Origin of the sequence: Enterobacter soli (assembly GCF_964208575.1) — a bacterium.
Taxonomy (GTDB): Bacteria; Pseudomonadota; Gammaproteobacteria; order Enterobacterales; family Enterobacteriaceae; genus Enterobacter; species Enterobacter soli_A.
In genome coordinates, this window is the sequence record NZ_CAXOFU010000002.1 from 306,701 (window position 1) to 319,425 (window position 12,725).

Genomic DNA, 12,725 nt, shown 5'->3' on the forward strand with positions numbered 1-12,725 from the left:
AAATGATGAAGTCAGGCGCAAACGCCGCGAACCCTCGATGAGGACAACACTATGAGCATTGATCGTACATCAGCCCTGAAGCCGGTTAGCACTGTACAACCTCGCGAAACGAATGACGCGACGCCGCAGAAAGCGCGTGTGGAAAAACCGACCACGGCGAACAGCACCAGCGTGACCCTGAGCGATGCCCAGGCCAAGCTGATGCAGCCAGGCAGCAGCGATATCAATATGGAACGTGTTGAACAGCTGAAAACGGCGATTCGTAACGGCGAGCTGAAAATGGACACCAGCAAAATCGCAGATGCGCTGATTCAGGACGCGCAGAGTTTCTTGCAGAGTAACTAACCGTATGAGTCGACTGTCAGAAATACTGGATCAAATGACGGTTGTCCTGAACGACCTGAAAACGGTGATGGACGCGGAACAGCAGCACCTCTCTTCCGGCCAGCTCAACGGCAGCGCGCTACAGCGCATTACGGAAGACAAAAGCTCGTTACTGGCGACGCTGGATTACCTGGAACAGCAGCGTCGCGATGAACAAGATCCGAAGCGCAGCGCGAACGATGAAATTGTCGAACGCTGGCAGACGATTACCGAAAAAACCCGACACCTGCGCGATCTCAACCAGCACAACGGCTGGCTGTTAGAAGGTCAAATCGAGCGTAATCAGCAGGCGCTTGAGGTGTTAAAGCCGCATAAAGAGACCGGACTGTACGGCGCGGATGGTCAGACGGCGACGGCGCGGATCAGCGGCGGGAAAAAGATTTCGATTTAACGCGTAAGCGATAAATCAGGCAGCGGGGAGCACCGTCGGGTGACTCCCCTTTTGTCGTTTATGCCGTCCGGCGGGTGAACTCTTTCACCTTAAAGCCAAGTACCGCCAGGGTCGCGAAGTAGGCCACAATCCCCACCAGCACAACGGCCATCAGGCGCATCAGACGGAACGGCATGGTGCCCTGCGACCATTCCGGCATCACGTACATCATGCCGAGCAGCGCCGCCGACATCACCAGCACCGCAATCACCAGGCGCACCAGGAAGCTCGTCCAGCCCGGCTGCGGCGTGAAGATATCCTGCTTGCGCAGCTGCCAGTAGAGCAGCCCGGCGTTCAGACAGGCCGCCAGACCAATCGACAGCGACAGGCCGGCATGCTTCAGCGGGCCGATAAACGCGAGGTTCATCACCTGGGTCATGATCAGCGTCACGATGGCGATCTTCACCGGGGTTTTGATGTCCTGGCGGGAGTAGAACCCCGGCGCCAGCACTTTCACCACAATCAGCCCCATCAGGCCCACGGAGTAGGCCACCAGCGCGCGCTGGGTCATGGCCGCATCGAAGGCGCTGAATTTGCCGTACTGGAACAGAGACACCGTCAGCGGCTTAGCGAGAATGCCCAGCGCCACCGCGCTCGGCAGCGCCAGCAGGAAGCACAGGCGCAGGCCCCAGTCCATCAGGCGGCAGTATTCGTCGTGATTACCGCTGGCAAAGCTTTTCGACAGGGACGGCAGCAGAATGGTCCCGAGCGCCACCCCAAGCACGCCGGACGGGAACTCCATCAGGCGGTCGGCGTAGTACATCCAGGAGACCGAGCCGGAGACCAGGAAAGAGGCAAAAATGGTGTTGATGATCAGCGAGATCTGGCTGACGGAAACCCCGAGAATGGCAGGCCCCATCTGCTTGATCACGCGCATCGCCCCGGCATCCTTCAGGTTAATGCGCGGCAGCACCAGCATCCCGATCTTCTTCAGGTGCGGAAGTTGGTACGCCAGCTGCAGCACGCCGCCGACGGTGACCGCCCACGCCAGCGCGAGCACCGGCGGGTTGAAGTGCGGCGCGGCGAACAGCGCAAAGCCAATCATGCTGACGTTCAGGAACGTCGGGGCAAAGGCCGGCACCGAGAAGCGGTTCCAGGTGTTCAGAATCGCCCCCACCAGCGAGGCCAGCGAGATCAGCAGAATATAGGGAAAGGTAATGCGCAGAAGCTGGGAGGTCAGAGCAAATTTATCCGCCGTATCGGCAAAGCCGGGGGCGGTGACCATAATCACCCAGGGGGCAGCCAGCATCCCGACCACCGTCACCACCGCCAGCGCGAGGGTCAACAGCCCGGAAACGTAGGAGACAAAGACGCGCGTCGCATCGTCGCCCTGCTTGCTTTTATACTCCGCCAGGATGGGAACGAAGGCCTGGGAAAATGCCCCTTCCGCAAAAATACGACGCAGCAGGTTCGGCAGCTTGAACGCCACGAAAAAGGCGTCCGTTGCCATTCCTGCGCCAAACACCCTTGCCACAATAGCGTCGCGCGCAAAGCCCAGCACGCGAGAAAACATGGTCATCGAGCTGACTGCCGCCAGCGATTTTAATAAGTTCATTAACGTGAATTTCCACAACCTACGGATTTGTAGACCGGGCAGGCATAAGCGCCACCCGGCAAAGCCAACAAGCGGCGCTTAGTCTAACCGGATTTCAACGAATTACTATCCGCAGATGTTACCGGGCGTTATTCGCTCATGGCCTCTCGCCAGAGCCGCTCCACAATGCGCTGCGCCAGAATCGCCTGCTCGCCGGAGGTTTCAGGAACCGTCTGATTTTGCACGCAGGTGATAAAGTGCCGCGCGCAGCCCGCAAAACCGCGCTGCTCGAGCGTGCTCTGCCAGCCCGGCGCCGGGAGCGTCACCACGCCGCTGCCCTTCTCTTCCCGCCACTCGCGCATGTCGGTAATGTCATACAGCGCCCCGTCGGTCACCGCCTGTACGGACTCGCGCTGGCTGCCCGCGCGGCGGTGCATGCTGGTGGTCACCTGTAAATGATCGACGGCGAAGTGGTGCTCGGCGTAGACCATTTCCCCGCAATCGTTGGTGAGCAGCGTGCCGCTTCTGAGCTGGGCGCTGCCGTCGGTCAGCCACAGGGCGGTATCCACCACGTGGAGATAATCGTCGAGCAGCGTAAAGCGCAAATCGTTCGGCCCGATGCTGTCGGTGCGGTGCTTGTCCATCCGCAGCGAGGCAAGCCCGCCAGACTGCGCCTTCAGCTGCTGGTAGAGCGGCGCGAAGCGGCGGTTAAAGCCCACCATCAGTGCCAGATTTTTACGGGCGGCCAGCTCAATCAGGCGTTCGGCGTCCTGAACGTTTTCCGCCAGCGGTTTATCAACGCAAACGTGAACCCCGGCGTTCAGCAGCTCGCTCACCACCTGATAGTGCGTGGTGGTTGAGGTGTGCACAAACACCGCGTCGCACTCCCGGGCGAGATCCTGTAGCGAGCTGGCATAGGGGATGCGCCAGGTGTCGCAGATCCGCTGCGCTTTCTCGCGGGTGGGCGACCACGCCCCCTGCAACGTCCAGTCGGTCGCTGCGCCTAATACCGGCAGCCAGGCTTTTTGCGCGATGCCGCCCAGCCCGACCACGCCTACGCGTAATGTTGTCACGGTTAATCCCCCAAATGAGCCAGTAAGGCATCCAGACGCTGCTTCAGCCCGGCAACTTCTTCCTCCAGCGCCTCTACGCGCGCCGTCAGGCTGTCGCCGGCAGCCGCGCTTTCCGGTTCGTCCGCGCCGGCCGGCAGCGCGTCACTGCCGTCGCTGAACAGGTGCATAAAGCGGCTTTCACGCTTGCCCGGCTCACGCGCCAGACGCAATACGTAAGGGCCGTCTTCCCGCGCGGCGAGCCCGTCCAGCGTCTGCTCCACTTCCTGCATATCGCGGAACTCGTGCATTCGCGACGCACGCGAGCGCAGCTCACCCGGCGTTTGCGCCCCGCGCAGCAGCAGCGTGGCGATCACCGCCACCTCCGCTGAGCTGAGCTTCAAATCGCCGAACTCGGAGTTGCAAAAACGCTGTTCGTACTTGGTGACGCGGTTACCAAACCCGCTGACGGTGCGTAAATAGTGGCGTTTGACCAGCTCGTCGAGCACGTCCTGCACCTCGTGCTCGCTGAGGTTCATCACCGGCTCGCGGTTGGTTTTTTGGTTGCAGGCCATCGTCACCGCGTTAACGGATAACGGGTACTGTTCCGGAGTGGTCACCTGTTTTTCCAGCAGGCAGCCAATCACGCGCGCTTCGGTAGCGGTTAACTGATATTTCATTTTTTTCTCCTTAACGACCTGCGGTCCACTCTTTGGTAGTTAACGCCGTCAGCACGTGGTCGCGCCATTCACCATCGATCAGCAGATAATCTTTGGCGTATCCCTCTTTCTCGAACCCTAATTTGGCCAGTAAATTGCCGCTGCGCTGATTATGGGGCATGTAGTTCGCCATAATGCGGTGGATGTGCTGGGTTCGCTGCATATAGCGGATCGCCGTGGTGAGCGCTTCATACATCAGCCCCTGCCCCTGCCACTTCTGACCGATGGAGTAGCCGAGATAGCAGGCGTGAAACGAGCCGCGCACCACGTTTGAAAAATTGGCGATACCGATAATCTCTTTCTCTTCCGGATCCAGCAGCGCGAAATAAAAGGCGCTGCCCTGCTTATGAAATTCCGCAATCATGCTGAGCCGCGCCTGCCAGCCTGACGGATAGCAATGGCTCTCATCCCGAACGGGTTCCCAGGGCTTTAAAAACTGGCGGTTTTCGGCGTAATAATCCGCCAGCCGCCAGGCATCACGCTCGTGCACCAGCCGAACAACCAGTCTGTCCGTCGTCAGGCGCACTTTTGGCACATTACTGCGATAGCCAAACATCGATACCACTCCTTCCCGTCACTTCTGCTCAACCCATTAGCTTTACTATACCTGCGCCTTTGCCGTCTGTGAAAACAGTGACATACCATTTTCACCTCTTTTGTCATATTTCGATGAGAACTCTCTATCAAAGCACCCTTTTGATAAAAAAATATTGTCGCTGGCGGGGTGGGAAAACGGGTGGCGACACCGCAGAATATTAGCGTGCTCACCATCTTATTTTCCCTGGAGGGAAAATGTCCCGCGTATCGCAGGCCCGGAACCTGGGTAAATACTTCCTGTTAGTCGATAACATGCTGGTCGTGCTCGGCTTTTTTGTCGTGTTTCCCCTCATCTCGATTCGCTTTGTCGATCAAATGGGGTGGGCGGCATTAATGGTCGGTATTGCGCTCGGCCTGCGCCAGTTTGTGCAGCAGGGGTTGGGGGTATTCGGCGGCGCCATCGCCGACCGCTTTGGCGCAAAACCGATGATTGTCACCGGCATGCTGCTCCGCGCCGCGGGATTCGCGACGATGGGGATCGCCCACGAGCCGTGGCTGCTGTGGTTCTCCTGCTTCCTCTCCGGGATCGGCGGTACGCTGTTCGACCCGCCGCGCACCGCGCTGGTGGTCAAGCTTATCCGCCCGCAGCACCGCGGCCGATTCTTCTCCCTATTAATGATGCAGGATAGCGCGGGTGCGGTGGTCGGCGCCCTGCTGGGAAGCTGGCTGCTGCAGTATGATTTCCGCCTGGTCTGCGCCACGGGTGCGCTGCTGTTTATCCTCTGCGCGCTGTTTAACGGCCTGTTCCTGCCCGCGTGGAAGCTGTCGACGGTCAAAGCGCCCGTGCGTGAAGGGCTTGGGCGAGTGGTGCACGACAAACGGTTTGTCACCTACGTTCTGACCCTGACCGGCTATTACATGCTGGCGGTTCAGGTGATGCTGATGCTGCCTATCATGGTCAACGATATTGCCGGTTCCCCTGCGGCGGTGAAGTGGATGTACGCCATCGAAGCCTGCCTGTCGTTAACGCTGCTCTATCCGATTGCCCGCTGGAGCGAACGCCGTTTTCGCCTGGAGCACCGGCTAATGGCCGGCCTGCTGCTGATGACCCTGAGCATGATGCCGATCGGCCTGGTGGATACGCTACAGCAGCTGTTTATGCTGATCTGCACCTTCTATATCGGTTCGATTATCGCCGAGCCTGCCCGTGAAACCCTGAGCGCCTCCCTCGCGGATGCCCGGGCGCGCGGCAGCTACATGGGGTTCAGCCGTCTTGGTTTGGCCTTCGGCGGCGCGTTAGGGTACGCGGGCGGCGGCTGGCTGTTCGATGCCGGTAAAGCGCTGCATCAGCCCGAGCTGCCGTGGATGATGCTCGGCGTGGTCGGCTTTATTACGCTCCTCGCGCTGTGGTGGCAGTTTAGCCAGAAGCGCAGCGCCAGCGGGATGCTCGAACCCGGCGCCTGACTTTTCCTCCGGCGGGAGCGCTCTCCCGCCGCTATTATCAGTTTTTTCTGCTGGTCTGCGCCATTTCACACTGACATACTGTCGCAACAGGACAGAAGCGCCGATATTTTTGAGGAACCCCATGAAGAAGATCGTCATCGCCGCCGCGCTCATCGTGAGCGGCCTGCTGGTGGGTTGTAACCAGCTTACGCAATATACCGTCAGTGAGCAGGAGATTAATCAGGCGCTGGAAAAGCATAATAACTTTTCTAAAGACATTGGCGTGCCGGGTCTGGCCGACGCGCATATCGTCCTGAGCAATCTGAGCAGCCAGATTGGTCGGGAAGAGCCGAACAAGGTCACCCTCTCCGGGGACGCAAACCTGGATATGACCTCGCTGTTTGGCAATCAAAAAGCCAACATTAAGCTGAAGCTCAAGGCGCTGCCGGTCTTTAATAAAGAGAAAGGCGCGATCTTCCTGCAAGAGATGGAAGTGGTGGACGCGCAGGTTTCGCCGGACAAAATGAAGCCGGTGATGCAAACCCTGATGCCGTACCTGAACCAGTCCCTGCGCAGCTACTTTAACCAGCAGCCGGCGTATGTCCTGAGCGAAGACAAGAGCAAAGGCGAGTCTCTGGCGAAAAAATACGCGAAAGGGATCGAGGTGAAGCCGGGAGAAATCATTATTCCATTCACCGACTAAAATGACAGAGGCGCTCCGGCGCCTTTTTTTACGGAAATGTGTGCAAACGAAAACGTTTCCGCTTATGATTTGTGTCCGGCAAAAACAGCCATCCAATGACTGATTCCTGACAAGCCGGAGCTTCCATGACTGCACAACCCCAGGTTCTTAAAATCCGCCGCCCTGACGACTGGCATATCCATCTGCGCGATGGCGATATGCTGAAAACCGTCGTGCCTTATACCAGCGAACTTTACGGCCGCGCGATTGTTATGCCTAACCTGGTTCCGCCAGTCACCACCGCTGATGCCGCCATTGCGTATCGTCAGCGCATCCTTGACGCCGTTCCGGCCGGGCATGATTTTACCCCGCTGATGACCTGCTACCTAACCGACTCGCTCGATCCCAATGAAGTTGAGCGCGGGTTTAACGAGGGCGTATTCACCGCCGCCAAACTCTACCCTGCTAACGCCACCACCAACTCGAGCCACGGCGTGACCAGCATCGACGCCATCATGCCGGTGCTGGAAAGAATGCAGAAGCTGGGGATGCCGCTGCTGGTTCACGGCGAAGTAACCCACGCCGAGATTGATATTTTCGATCGCGAAGCGCGTTTTATCGAAACTGTGATGGAGCCGCTGCGCCAGCGCCTGCCCGCGCTGAAGGTGGTGTTTGAGCACATCACCACCAAAGACGCCGCCGAATACGTGCGCGACGGCAACGAGCTTATCGCCGCCACCATTACCCCGCAGCACCTGATGTTTAACCGCAACCACATGCTGGTGGGCGGCGTGCGTCCTCACCTGTACTGCCTGCCGATCCTCAAGCGTAATATTCACCAGCAGGCGCTGCGCGAGCTGGTGGCGAGCGGCTTTACCCGCGCCTTCCTGGGCACCGACTCCGCGCCGCACGCGCGCCATCGTAAAGAGGCAAGCTGCGGCTGCGCAGGCTGCTTTAACGCCCCGACGGCGCTTGCCAGCTACGCGACCGTGTTCGACGAGATGAACGCGCTGGAGCATTTTGAAGCCTTCTGCTCCCTGAACGGCCCGCGCTTCTACGGCCTGCCGGTAAATGAAACCTTCATTGAACTGGAGCGGAAAACCAGCCAGGTGGAAGAGTCTATTGCCCTGACGGACGATACGCTGATCCCGTTCCTGGCCGGGGAAACCGTGCAGTGGACGGTTAAACGCTAAAAAATTCAATGCCCCTTGTTGTCAAACGCATAATATACCTGTATAAATAAACAGTATATTACACAGGGGGCATTTATGCGTATTGAAGTCACCATTGCCAGGACCACCGTTCTGCCTGCCGGCGCGCTTGATGCGTTGGCCGGTGAGTTATCCCGCCGTATCCTCAACACCTTCCCGGACAACGGTGGCGCCGTAACGGTGCGCTATGCCGCCGCTAACAATCTGTCCGTCATTGGCGGTGCCAGAGAAGATAAAGAGCGCATCAGCGAAATCCTGCAAGAAACGTGGGAAAGCGCGGACGACTGGTTCATCACAGATTAAATCTTGCTCCCTCATTGTGTTTTTTTGCCGGGTCGCCCCGGCTTTTTTTTTGCCTTTTCGTTAAGTTCAAATTAATTGGGCTTCTTCTTAAAAAAACGTGAACAACCTGGTGTTTTATTACTCGAACAATCCTAAAAAGCAGAAAAATGTGCTGCTTCCTCTTTATTTTTCCCTTCACAACCCTTATTTATTGATATACTGAAATTGCTTCAGAAAAACATGCATTGAACCTCAAAGTCGTTGTCTTCTAACACGTATTACGGGGGTTATAATGGAAAAGAATAGCGAAGTCATCCAGACCCACCCGCTTGTCGGCTGGGATATCAGTACCGTAGATAGCTACGATGCGCTGATGCTGCGTTTGCACTACCAGACCCCAAATCAACCAAACCGTGAAGAAGCGGAAATTGGACAGACGCTGTGGCTCACCACAGACGTTGCACGTCAGTTTATTTCTATTTTAGAAGCAGGAATTGCAAAAATAGAATCTGGCGACTACCAGGAAAATGAGTATAAACGGCATTAACCTTATGCCCACTTTTCACTCAACAGGCACCTTCGCGGTGCCTTATTTATTTCTCCCTTGTATAACCTTTCGATGTTAATTACTCTGCTAACAAAGCGTTGGTTTAAGAGATCCTCATGAAATACGACTTAATCATTATTGGAAGCGGTTCCGTTGGCTCTGCCGCCGGTTATTATGCGACGCAGGCAGGTCTTAACGTTCTGATGATTGATGCCCATCGTCCCCCGCATTCAGAAGGCAGCCATCACGGAGATACCCGTCTTATTCGTCACGCCTACGGCGAGGGAGAACGTTATGTTCCGCTGGTTCTGCGCGCCCAGACGCTGTGGGACGAGCTGGCTAAGCTCACCGAAGAACGCATCTTCGAGCGCACCGGGATTGTGAATCTTGGCCCTGCCCACTCCGAATTTCTCGCCACCGTTGAGCACAGCGCGCGGGAGTTTAACCTTGACGTCGAGCGCCTCGACGCGGCGGCCATCATGCAGCGCTGGCCCGAAATTAGCGTGCCGGACGATTACATCGGGCTGTTCGAAGCCAATTCTGGCGTCCTCCACTGTGAAAACGCGATTAAAACCTGGGTTGACCTGGCCGAGCGGGCGGGCTGCGCGCAGCTATTCAACTGCCCGGTGGAGGCCATTACCCATCACGACGATGGTGTTACCGTCACCACCTCAGAAGGTGATTTTTCAGCCTCGCGTCTGCTGATCGCCGCCGGCACCTGGGTGACAAAATTACTGCCTGCGCTGCCGGTTCAGCCGGTGCGCAAGGTCTTCTCCTGGTTCCAGGCCGACGGTCGATACAGCACCCAGAACAAATTCCCGGCCTTCACCGGCGAACTGCCCAACGGCGATCAGTTCTACGGCTTCCCGTCGGAGAAAGACGCGCTCAAGATCGGCAAACACAACGGCGGGCAGACTATCGCCTCGCCCGAGGAGCGCAAACCGTTCGGCGCTTACCCGAACGATGGCTCAGAGGCGTTCACCTTCCTGCGCACGATTCTGCCGGGCATTGGCGGGCTGCTGTACGGCGCGGCCTGTACTTACGACAACACCCCGGACGAAGACTTTATTATCGACACCCTGCCCGGCCATGCGAATACGCTGCTCATCACCGGGCTCAGCGGCCACGGGTTTAAGTTTGCCTCCGTGCTGGGCGAAATTGCCGCGCAGTTTGCCCAGGGGATCCCGCCTCAGTTTGATCTGACCCCCTTCTCGCTCTCGCGTTTTAACGGATAATGACCCGACAGGCTCCTCATGCTCGGAGCCTTTTTTATCAACAACGTTTGTGGGGAATTATGCGCAGGATCGTCGGCTATCTCATCAATAATATTCGCGAGCATCTGATGCTCTATATTTTGCTATGGGCGCTGCTGGCGATTATCGACGTGATTTACATTGTATTTTATTGAAAACAGGCGCTGACAATTACTGACATTAATTTATATTAGCTTAATGTTTCCCGCCCAGCTTATTTCCGCTAATCATTCACTTACTCGAACACGCTGAATTACATCGGCGATTTCCTTTCAAATTCGCTGAAATAAATTAAATAAAAAACGTTATTCATTTATTTCAGTTGCAATATTTTTTCGCTCGGGCCATTTTTACCGCTCGGTTAATTATTCACGGTTACTCTTATGCAATTGCGTAACTCTTCCTCGCGCTACGGCATAATATCCATAACGCTTCACTGGGTATTTGCCCTTGCAGTCTATGCCATGTTTGGCCTCGGGCTGTGGATGGTGACGCTCAGCTATTACGACGGCTGGTATCACCAGGCACCTGAGCTGCATAAAAGCATCGGCGTTCTGCTCATGCTCGGTCTGATATTTCGGATCGTCTGGAGGCATATTTCCCCGCCGCCGCCGGCGCCCAAAAGCCACAGTAAATTTACGCGCCTCAGCGCCACCAGCGCGCATATTGCGCTCTACGCCCTGCTGATTGCCATTTTGATCAGCGGGTATCTGATTTCCACGGCGGACGGAAAACCCATCAGCGTCTTTGGGCTGTTCGAGGTACCCGCGACCCTAAGCGATGCCGGCTCTCAGGCCGATATCGCAGGCGTGGTACACCTGTGGCTGGCCTGGAGCGTCGTGATTTTCTCCGTTCTGCACGGGCTTGCCGCCCTTAAACACCACTTTATTGATAAAGACGACACGCTGAAGCGGATGCTCGGTCGTTCGTCGGTTGACTCTGGAGCATAAAAATGAAGAAACACCTGCTTGGTATCGCATTAGGTTCACTGTTATTCACTACCGGCTCTGCGGTTGCCGCTGATTATAAAATTGATAAAGAGGGTCAGCACGCCTTCGTCAATTTCCGTATTCAGCATCTGGGATATAGCTGGCTCTACGGCACCTTTAAAGATTTCGACGGGGCATTCACCTTTGATGAGAAAAATCCCGCCGCGGATAAAGTGAACGTCACGATTAATACCAACAGCGTAGATACTAATCACGCCGAGCGCGATAAACATCTGCGCAGTAAAGATTTCCTGAACGTGGCGAAATTCCCGCAGGCAACGTTTACCTCAACGGAAGTGAAAAAGGACGGAGACAATCTGGATATTACCGGTAATCTCACCCTGAACGGCGTGACTAAACCGGTTACGCTTGATGCGAAATTAATCGGTCAGGGTGACGATCCGTGGGGCGGTAAACGCGCAGGCTTCGAAGCGACGGGTAAAATTCATCTGAAAGATTTTAATATCACCACCGATTTAGGCCCGGCCTCTCAGGATGTCGAGCTGGTTATTTCCGTGGAAGGCGTTCAGCAGAAGTCGTAATAATCAGCCCGGCGAGGCTAACCCCGCCGGGCGATGTATTACTCAGGGTCAGGAATACCCAGTTTGGTATTCAGGCGACCGCGGGATTTATTAAAGATTTTGTTGCCGTTTTCACGACCGGCGCGACGGCGGCGCTGCTCTTCTTCAGGCAATACGCTCTCTTCGCTGCACAGCTCGCTGCAGCAGCCGTGATACTTCTCGGCGCACGCCGGACACTGGATAAACAGCAGGTGACAGCCGTCGTTTTTGCAGTTGGTGTGGGTATCGCACGGCGCGCCGCACTGGTGGCACTGCGAGATCACATCGTCTGAAATGCGCTCGCCCATGCGCTCGTCGAACACAAAGTTCTTGCCGATAAAGCGTACCGGCAGCCCCTGCTCGCGGGCGCGGCGGGCGTACTCGATGATGCCGCCCTCGATATGCCACACTTTACTGAAGCCGTTGTGCTTCATCCACGCGCTGGCTTTTTCACAGCGAATGCCGCCGGTGCAGTACATAACGATTTTTTTATCCTTATGTTCCTGCATCATTTCCACCGCTTTCGGCAACTGCTCGCGGAAGGTGTCCGCCGGGATTTCCATCGCGTTCTGGAAATGACCCACTTCGTATTCGTAGTGGTTACGCATATCGATGAACACCGCGTCCGGGTCGTCCAGCATGGCGTTCACTTCTGCCGCTTTAAGGTATTCCCCTACATCCGCCGCGTTGAAGGTCGGATCGTCAATGCCGTCGGCCACAATGCGCTCGCGTACCTTCATGCGCAGCACCCAGAACGATTTACCGTCATCGTCCAGCGCCACGTTCAGGCGCAGCCCGTCGAGAGCCGGATCAAACCCGTAGAGATAGTCGCGGAAGGCGTCCACCTTGCTTTCAGGGATGCTGATCTGGGCGTTAATACCTTCACGTGCTAAATAGACGCGTCCGAACACATTCAGCGCAGTAAAGGCCTGGTAGAGTGTGTCGCGGGTAGCTTTCGGATCGTCGATGGTGAAATATTTGTAGAACGAGATCGTCGTGCGCGGTTCGGTTTCAGCCAACATGCGCGCTTTCAGCATCTCATTCGATACGAGGTTGTGTAACACTGGCATGGTGTACAAGTCCTGCAATCGTTGAGTAAATGAAA

Annotated in this window: 16 protein-coding genes; 11 read left to right on the plus strand and 5 right to left on the minus strand. The window is 56.4% G+C overall.

Annotated elements, in window-relative coordinates; translation table 11 throughout:
- Positions 1 to 51 precede the first annotated feature (51 nt).
- Together flgM and flgN are read left to right on the plus strand one after the other, a co-directional pair.
- Positions 52 to 345 carry a flagellar biosynthesis anti-sigma factor FlgM gene (flgM, locus tag AB6V08_RS03275; RefSeq protein WP_368541308.1) on the plus strand — a complete coding sequence of 98 codons (294 nt, stop codon included), beginning with the start codon at positions 52 to 54 and terminating at the stop codon, positions 343 to 345.
- Positions 346 to 349: 4 nt separating this feature from the next.
- On the plus strand, positions 350 to 775 hold the full coding sequence (gene flgN, locus AB6V08_RS03280) for a flagella biosynthesis chaperone FlgN (RefSeq protein WP_368541309.1): 426 nt from the start codon (positions 350 to 352) through the stop codon (positions 773 to 775).
- 58 nt (positions 776 to 833) lie between these two features.
- Here flgN and murJ read toward each other — a convergent pair whose 3' ends face one another.
- The 4 genes from murJ to rimJ form a co-directional block, all read right to left on the minus strand.
- A complete protein-coding gene (murJ, locus tag AB6V08_RS03285) occupies positions 834 to 2,369 on the minus strand; it encodes a murein biosynthesis integral membrane protein MurJ (protein WP_368541310.1) in 1,536 nt (511 codons plus the stop codon).
- 128 nt (positions 2,370 to 2,497) lie between these two features.
- The gene (locus tag AB6V08_RS03290; protein ID WP_368541311.1) at positions 2,498 to 3,421 is read right to left on the minus strand and encodes a Gfo/Idh/MocA family protein; all 924 of its coding nucleotides are present in this window, start codon (positions 3,419 to 3,421) and stop codon (positions 2,498 to 2,500) included.
- Between the two features lie 2 nt (positions 3,422 to 3,423).
- Positions 3,424 to 4,077: a YceH family protein gene (locus AB6V08_RS03295; protein ID WP_368541313.1), complete on the minus strand. Its 654-nt coding sequence runs from the start codon at positions 4,075 to 4,077 to the stop codon at positions 3,424 to 3,426.
- A gap of 10 nt (positions 4,078 to 4,087) precedes the next feature.
- Positions 4,088 to 4,672 carry a ribosomal protein S5-alanine N-acetyltransferase gene (gene rimJ / locus AB6V08_RS03300; protein ID WP_368541315.1) on the minus strand — a complete coding sequence of 195 codons (585 nt, stop codon included), beginning with the start codon at positions 4,670 to 4,672 and terminating at the stop codon, positions 4,088 to 4,090.
- Between the two features lie 236 nt (positions 4,673 to 4,908).
- Between rimJ and mdtH the strand changes: the two genes are divergently transcribed.
- The 9 genes from mdtH to AB6V08_RS03345 all read left to right on the plus strand — a co-directional run bounded on the left by mdtH (position 4,909) and on the right by AB6V08_RS03345 (position 11,602).
- The gene (gene mdtH, locus AB6V08_RS03305; protein ID WP_368541317.1) at positions 4,909 to 6,117 is read left to right on the plus strand and encodes a multidrug efflux MFS transporter MdtH; all 1,209 of its coding nucleotides are present in this window, start codon (positions 4,909 to 4,911) and stop codon (positions 6,115 to 6,117) included.
- Positions 6,118 to 6,238: 121 nt separating this feature from the next.
- A complete protein-coding gene (locus AB6V08_RS03310; protein WP_368541318.1) occupies positions 6,239 to 6,799 on the plus strand; it encodes a lipoprotein in 561 nt (186 codons plus the stop codon).
- Positions 6,800 to 6,924: 125 nt separating this feature from the next.
- Positions 6,925 to 7,971: a dihydroorotase gene (pyrC, locus tag AB6V08_RS03315; protein WP_368541319.1), complete on the plus strand. Its 1,047-nt coding sequence runs from the start codon at positions 6,925 to 6,927 to the stop codon at positions 7,969 to 7,971.
- A 75-nt stretch (positions 7,972 to 8,046) separates the two neighbouring features.
- Entirely contained in the window at positions 8,047 to 8,292 is a 246-nt protein-coding gene (dinI, locus tag AB6V08_RS03320) for a DNA damage-inducible protein I (protein ID WP_368541321.1), read from the plus strand.
- Between the two features lie 271 nt (positions 8,293 to 8,563).
- Positions 8,564 to 8,818, plus strand: a complete 255-nt coding sequence (gene bssS, locus AB6V08_RS03325) for a biofilm formation regulator BssS (protein ID WP_166716960.1) — start codon at positions 8,564 to 8,566, stop codon at positions 8,816 to 8,818.
- A 116-nt stretch (positions 8,819 to 8,934) separates the two neighbouring features.
- Positions 8,935 to 10,053, plus strand: a complete 1,119-nt coding sequence (solA, locus tag AB6V08_RS03330; RefSeq protein WP_368541323.1) for an N-methyl-L-tryptophan oxidase — start codon at positions 8,935 to 8,937, stop codon at positions 10,051 to 10,053.
- 59 nt (positions 10,054 to 10,112) lie between these two features.
- On the plus strand, positions 10,113 to 10,226 hold the full coding sequence (locus tag AB6V08_RS03335) for a YceO family protein (RefSeq protein WP_368541324.1): 114 nt from the start codon (positions 10,113 to 10,115) through the stop codon (positions 10,224 to 10,226).
- A gap of 228 nt (positions 10,227 to 10,454) precedes the next feature.
- Entirely contained in the window at positions 10,455 to 11,021 is a 567-nt protein-coding gene (locus AB6V08_RS03340) for a cytochrome b (protein WP_368541325.1), read from the plus strand.
- Positions 11,022 to 11,023: 2 nt separating this feature from the next.
- On the plus strand, positions 11,024 to 11,602 hold the full coding sequence (locus AB6V08_RS03345) for a YceI family protein (protein WP_368541326.1): 579 nt from the start codon (positions 11,024 to 11,026) through the stop codon (positions 11,600 to 11,602).
- Positions 11,603 to 11,640: 38 nt separating this feature from the next.
- Here the strand turns inward: AB6V08_RS03345 and trhO are convergent, their stop codons facing one another.
- A complete protein-coding gene (gene trhO / locus AB6V08_RS03350) occupies positions 11,641 to 12,690 on the minus strand; it encodes an oxygen-dependent tRNA uridine(34) hydroxylase TrhO (RefSeq protein ID WP_368541327.1) in 1,050 nt (349 codons plus the stop codon).
- Positions 12,691 to 12,725: the final 35 nt, after the last annotated feature.

What these genes read in the sequence shown, in the direction of transcription:
- flgM (WP_368541308.1), top strand. Translation starts at nt 52, where the DNA reads ATGAGCATTGATCGTACATCAGCCCTGAAGCCGGTTAGCACTGTACAA.
- flgN (WP_368541309.1), top strand. Translation starts at nt 350, where the DNA reads ATGAGTCGACTGTCAGAAATACTGGATCAAATGACGGTTGTCCTGAAC.
- murJ (WP_368541310.1), bottom strand. Translation starts at nt 2,369, where the DNA reads ATGAACTTATTAAAATCGCTGGCGGCAGTCAGCTCGATGACCATGTTT.
- AB6V08_RS03295 (WP_368541313.1), bottom strand. Translation starts at nt 4,077, where the DNA reads ATGAAATATCAGTTAACCGCTACCGAAGCGCGCGTGATTGGCTGCCTG.
- rimJ (WP_368541315.1), bottom strand. Translation starts at nt 4,672, where the DNA reads ATGTTTGGCTATCGCAGTAATGTGCCAAAAGTGCGCCTGACGACGGAC.
- mdtH (WP_368541317.1), top strand. Translation starts at nt 4,909, where the DNA reads ATGTCCCGCGTATCGCAGGCCCGGAACCTGGGTAAATACTTCCTGTTA.
- AB6V08_RS03310 (WP_368541318.1), top strand. Translation starts at nt 6,239, where the DNA reads ATGAAGAAGATCGTCATCGCCGCCGCGCTCATCGTGAGCGGCCTGCTG.
- pyrC (WP_368541319.1), top strand. Translation starts at nt 6,925, where the DNA reads ATGACTGCACAACCCCAGGTTCTTAAAATCCGCCGCCCTGACGACTGG.
- dinI (WP_368541321.1), top strand. Translation starts at nt 8,047, where the DNA reads ATGCGTATTGAAGTCACCATTGCCAGGACCACCGTTCTGCCTGCCGGC.
- bssS (WP_166716960.1), top strand. Translation starts at nt 8,564, where the DNA reads ATGGAAAAGAATAGCGAAGTCATCCAGACCCACCCGCTTGTCGGCTGG.
- solA (WP_368541323.1), top strand. Translation starts at nt 8,935, where the DNA reads ATGAAATACGACTTAATCATTATTGGAAGCGGTTCCGTTGGCTCTGCC.
- AB6V08_RS03335 (WP_368541324.1), top strand. Translation starts at nt 10,113, where the DNA reads ATGCGCAGGATCGTCGGCTATCTCATCAATAATATTCGCGAGCATCTG.
- AB6V08_RS03340 (WP_368541325.1), top strand. Translation starts at nt 10,455, where the DNA reads ATGCAATTGCGTAACTCTTCCTCGCGCTACGGCATAATATCCATAACG.
- AB6V08_RS03345 (WP_368541326.1), top strand. Translation starts at nt 11,024, where the DNA reads ATGAAGAAACACCTGCTTGGTATCGCATTAGGTTCACTGTTATTCACT.
- trhO (WP_368541327.1), bottom strand. Translation starts at nt 12,690, where the DNA reads ATGCCAGTGTTACACAACCTCGTATCGAATGAGATGCTGAAAGCGCGC.